Raw genomic sequence first — 4,242 nt, 5'->3', positions numbered from 1 at the left:
TGCTCATGCTGAGTTTCCAGCACTAGATTAACTGCCCGTTCACGGACTTCCGGAGAGTAACGTTTGGTCGTTGTCATAGAGACCTCCACTTTTAAAGTATAGACTCTAATTTATCCGGGGTGATTCAAACAGAAAAAATGAAGACTCCATCATAGATTATAGTGAGGTGGCATAATGGCACTAAAAATTGTTAAGACATCCCAACCTATCGAAGTAAAAAATCTAATCACCTGTCTTTACGCACCACCGGGACTAGGGAAAACATCCATGGCATTTACTGCTGATTCTCCGGTATTGCTCGACTTCGATAACGGCGCTTACCGCTCACAGTTTCGTAAAGATACAGTCCAGATAGCGAACTGGAGCGAAATAGAACAAATCACCGCTGCTGATTTAGCAACTTACAATACCGTTGTGGTTGATACAGCTGGCCGGGCTCTCGATTCACTTTCTGCTGAATTGATACGAAAAAATCCGAAGTTCAAGGGATTTGGTGGACAGCTATCTTTACAGGGTTTCGGTGCCTTGAAAGCAGGATTTTCGGGATGGCTAAATCTGCTTAAATCGTTTGGTAAAGATATTATTCTGATAGCTCACATGGAAGAAAAGCAGGTTGGAGAAGATTTAGTTGAACGTCTTGATATCCAAGGCGGCTCTAAAGGTGAGATTTACAAAGTCGCCGACGTTATGGGACGAATCCGCATTGAAGGCTCAGGCCAGAATACAAAAAGATTGCTCGACTTTAATCCCAGCGCCTCCGGCTTCGGCAAAAATCCGGCACAGCTGCCAGTTCAGGAAGTCCCGCATTTCAGTCAATGCCCAGATTATTTGTCTGCTATCATAAGTAGCATCAAGCAAGAGCTAAACAAGCAGTCTGAAGAAGCGAGAAAATCCCAAGAAGATCTACAGCGTCTTCGAGTTGATCTACAATGCCTCGAAAGCGAAGACGACTTTCAGGACGCCGTAGAGCATTTCCGGGAAGCACCTTCAGATCATAAACGCCTTTTGAACGAAATAGCCAAAAGTAAAGGGTTCGCATTCAATAAAGACGAGGGTAAATACATCAAGGTGGCGGCCTAATGATTAGGATATCCGCGACCAATCTTGAAGCCTTCCGCCGATGGAAGGCTAATCCCGAAGCAGAGCTTGATGAAATTATTAACTATCTGCTGAAAAAGACGCCTCCAACGGAAGCTATGGCCGCTGGGTCAGCTTTTCACAAAGTTCTCGAAAAAGCTTCTTTGGGGGAGTTGAGTATCGAGCAAATGGACGGGTTCACTTTTGATTTCAGTAAAATGGAGAGTGAAATAGCTTTACCAGAAACAAGAGAGCGGAAAATTACCAGACAGCAGATTGTTAATGGAGAGCGCGTAACCTTTGTCGGCATTGTCGATGCTATGGATGCGACTACTATCTACGACCACAAGCTTACTGGCTCTCTAGACCCAGAGAACTATACCGATAGTTTGCAATGGCGCTGCTATCTTGACTGGTTCAGTGCAAGAAAATTTACTTACAACTTGTTCAGCAAATACCAGCCTGCGGCCAATCCCGGTACCTATCTCATCAAACAGTTTATGCCGATAAGTTTTTATGCATATCCCAATATGCACAAAGACGTAATGGCCGTTGCCGAAGAATTGGTTGAATTTATTAAGTTATATGTTCCAGAACTTATCAAAACTAAAGCAAGCTCAAAAATCGGGGGCACAACATGAAAAATACAATTTCTGTCGGTTATTCAACATTGTCAGGGCGTATTCTGGCCGGATATTCCACGCAAGAGGATAACACTATGCGCTTTACGGGCAAGAAATACGATGTCACGGATGAAGCGGTTACGGCGGTCGCTCGAAAGATGCTCCATCGTGAAGAGAGTATCGAGGTGGATTTTGGCGACGGGAGAATTCTACGATTCTCCGTGGACATTGTTTCTCCGGGTAACTGAATTCACATTGACAGGGGGTGCTGTATGAACATGAATGACTTCATCGAAGTGTTGCAGGAAAAGAACGTCCCGTACTCCATTGACGGAGACAAGATTTTCGTCAATAGACACCTCCATCTCCGTTATGCGAGCATAACCAGCTTGCCGAATAATCTGAGCGTTGACGGTGATCTTGACCTCCGCGAAACAGGCATTAGCCGCTTACCGGATAACTTGAACGTCGGTGGAGACCTTGACCTCCGCTATACGGGTATTTCCAGTTTGCCGGATAACCTGAGCGTTGGTGGAGACCTCAATCTCAGCGAAACAGACATTAGCCGCCTACCGGACAACTTGAGTGTTGGTGGCAAGCTTGACCTCCGCGGCACAAATATCACCAGTTTGCCGGATAACCTGAAAATTGACGGCTATCTTGACCTTAGACGCACAGGTATTGTCAGCTTGCCGGATAATTTTAGTGTTGGTGATGGTATTGACCTCCGAGACACAAAGATTATCAGCTTGCCGAACAATCTAAGTGTTGGCCATATTCTATGCCTCCAACCTGAAAATATTTCCAACGTTGCTTACCGTGAGAATTGCGGAAAACACAACCTGACAATATTTGCAGCGAGGGTAAATGGTGGCATCCGAATTTCAGCCGATTTTTCCCTAAGAAAACTTTCTGATTTTGAGATAGTTGTTGACCTGAAATATTTAAGCAAAGACGCCGAAGATTACAAGCAGGCGGCGCGGGAATGCGTGGCTGAACTGACGCAACGCTGGAAAACCGGCGGATGCGGCATGAGCAACTCACCCGAGCTTCTCCAATCAATTCAGGAAATGCATGAGGCGAGCGTATTGGCCGACTACGTCTGTCAGGTAGACGCCATTCCCCAGGAGGATGCGGTATTGCTCGCCCGGTTTGCGCTGGAATCGCTGTTAGTACTGACGCAGCAAAAGCTTTAATGGGCACGCTTAACGAAATCGAAAAAAACTTGCTATAGTTGGAGAGCCAATTTACCGCTACTATAGCCTTCTCAACACCTTAAATTTAAAGGAAATAATACCATGAGCAAGTCTTTATTTACCTACGACGAATCAGCCGCCATATCCGCAGGCCAAAGCAATTTTATCAAGGAGTCCGGTGCTTACGTTATCACCATCGACGAAGCCAAAGTAGTGAAAAGTCCAAGTGGCGCGACGTTCATTGAATTTTCAGGCGAATCCACAGACGGCCAACTTATCCAATATCTTTCCGTCTGCATCAACAAGAAAGACGGCTCGGCCAATAGCTACGGCGTTAACATGATCCAAGCCATCATGGGCTGTACCGAAGTCAAAAGCATCAGCGAAAAGATGCTCAGTACCAGCCAAACTATCGTTCCTGAGTTCGCTGGAAAGCGTGTAGGGCTACTGTTGCAGAAGATTTTACGCACCAAGCAGGACGGCGGCGATACCTATAACTTTGAAATTCGTATCCCGTTCTATCCTGATACGAAGCAGACCATCAAAGAGCGTCTCGAAAGCCAGGATGCTAAGACTATCGATATTATGCTTTCCACGCTCAAGGATAAGGACGATCGCCGTCATAGTCCGCAATACAGCGGACAGCCATCGCACGACGTACCGCCAGTCGATGCTTATGAGGATTCAATCCCTTTTTGATGCCAATTCAGCAGCGATTTTAACAGGTTGCCTCATTGGCAACCACATCGACGAAATGAGCATTGAGTTGGGTAAAACCCAACTGAAACACAACAACTGGCAGTGCCTGAAGGGACTCGAAATCCCAACAGACACCTAACCCAAAACCTACAAGGATAGGATTTGAGCTATGAAAAAGAGTACAGCGCCCACACGCGCATTGGAAGTGCAACAGTTTACCCGCAGCGAGATTGTTGATTTCGCGTTCACCTCGAAGCCTCTGACAGCGCGCCAGTGCATCCACCTGCTGAATGTTGGGGGTGCGATATGATGCTCTTTGACCCGACCCAGCACCCTGAGCTGCGCAATCTTTTTCCTGAACTGACGCCAGTGCAATTTGAAACATCCTTTCTTTTTTCGCTTGGTTGTTCACAAAAGGAAATTTCCATATTGCGCTCAGTTGCTTACAAAGTCGTTAAACAAGCAATAGCAGAGGCAAAATCCAAATTTGAAACGCAATCATTAACAGGATTACTAACAGTGAATCACCCCGGATAAATTAGAGTCTATACTTTAAAAGTGGAGGTCTCTATGACAACGACCAAACGTTACTCTCCGGAAGTCCGTGAACGGGCAGTTAATCTAGTGCTGGAAACTCAGCATGAGCA

Annotated in this window: 7 protein-coding genes; all 7 read left to right on the top strand. The window is 45.9% G+C overall.

Annotation, left to right across the window (positions count from 1 at the left end; all coding sequences use genetic code 11):
- Positions 1–174 precede the first annotated feature (174 nt).
- The 7 genes from CINSTRO3249_RS13425 to CINSTRO3249_RS13400 all read left to right on the top strand — a co-directional run bounded on the left by CINSTRO3249_RS13425 (position 175) and on the right by CINSTRO3249_RS13400 (position 4,132).
- Positions 175–1,080, top strand: a complete 906-nt coding sequence (locus CINSTRO3249_RS13425; protein ID WP_074013638.1) for an ATP-binding protein — start codon at positions 175–177, stop codon at positions 1,078–1,080.
- Positions 1,080–1,718, top strand: coding sequence for a hypothetical protein (locus CINSTRO3249_RS13420; protein ID WP_074013637.1), 639 nt, complete (start codon positions 1,080–1,082; stop codon positions 1,716–1,718). The genes CINSTRO3249_RS13425 and CINSTRO3249_RS13420 overlap by 1 nt, the downstream gene beginning before the upstream one ends.
- On the top strand, positions 1,715–1,948 hold the full coding sequence (locus CINSTRO3249_RS13415; RefSeq protein ID WP_074013636.1) for a DUF7446 family protein: 234 nt from the start codon (positions 1,715–1,717) through the stop codon (positions 1,946–1,948). The genes CINSTRO3249_RS13420 and CINSTRO3249_RS13415 overlap by 4 nt, the downstream gene beginning before the upstream one ends.
- Before the next feature lie 24 nt (positions 1,949–1,972).
- Positions 1,973–2,896 carry a leucine-rich repeat domain-containing protein gene (locus CINSTRO3249_RS13410; RefSeq protein ID WP_074013635.1) on the top strand — a complete coding sequence of 308 codons (924 nt, stop codon included), beginning with the start codon at positions 1,973–1,975 and terminating at the stop codon, positions 2,894–2,896.
- A gap of 102 nt (positions 2,897–2,998) precedes the next feature.
- Positions 2,999–3,595, top strand: a complete 597-nt coding sequence (locus CINSTRO3249_RS13405) for a DUF669 domain-containing protein (RefSeq protein WP_074013634.1) — start codon at positions 2,999–3,001, stop codon at positions 3,593–3,595.
- A 169-nt stretch (positions 3,596–3,764) separates the two neighbouring features.
- Positions 3,765–3,905: a hypothetical protein gene (locus CINSTRO3249_RS17290; protein ID WP_174249791.1), complete on the top strand. Its 141-nt coding sequence runs from the start codon at positions 3,765–3,767 to the stop codon at positions 3,903–3,905.
- Positions 3,902–4,132: a helix-turn-helix transcriptional regulator gene (locus CINSTRO3249_RS13400; protein WP_074013633.1), complete on the top strand. Its 231-nt coding sequence runs from the start codon at positions 3,902–3,904 to the stop codon at positions 4,130–4,132. Before CINSTRO3249_RS17290 ends, CINSTRO3249_RS13400 begins: the two co-directional genes overlap by 4 nt.
- Positions 4,133–4,242 lie beyond the last annotated feature (110 nt).

It is taken from the genome of Candidatus Sodalis sp. SoCistrobi (genome assembly GCF_900143145.1).
Taxonomy (GTDB): domain Bacteria; phylum Pseudomonadota; class Gammaproteobacteria; order Enterobacterales; family Enterobacteriaceae; genus SoCistrobi.
Note: the sequence above shows the minus strand (reverse complement) of the source record. Positions and strands in the feature narration are given on the sequence as shown.

Bases quoted from the DNA above. Each gene is read 5' to 3' on its own strand.
- CINSTRO3249_RS13405 (WP_074013634.1), top strand. From the start codon at position 2,999: ATGAGCAAGTCTTTATTTACCTACGACGAATCAGCCGCCATATCCGCA.
- CINSTRO3249_RS13420 (WP_074013637.1), top strand. From the start codon at position 1,080: ATGATTAGGATATCCGCGACCAATCTTGAAGCCTTCCGCCGATGGAAG.
- CINSTRO3249_RS17290 (WP_174249791.1), top strand. From the start codon at position 3,765: ATGAAAAAGAGTACAGCGCCCACACGCGCATTGGAAGTGCAACAGTTT.
- CINSTRO3249_RS13425 (WP_074013638.1), top strand. From the start codon at position 175: ATGGCACTAAAAATTGTTAAGACATCCCAACCTATCGAAGTAAAAAAT.
- CINSTRO3249_RS13410 (WP_074013635.1), top strand. From the start codon at position 1,973: ATGAACATGAATGACTTCATCGAAGTGTTGCAGGAAAAGAACGTCCCG.
- CINSTRO3249_RS13400 (WP_074013633.1), top strand. From the start codon at position 3,902: ATGATGCTCTTTGACCCGACCCAGCACCCTGAGCTGCGCAATCTTTTT.
- CINSTRO3249_RS13415 (WP_074013636.1), top strand. From the start codon at position 1,715: ATGAAAAATACAATTTCTGTCGGTTATTCAACATTGTCAGGGCGTATT.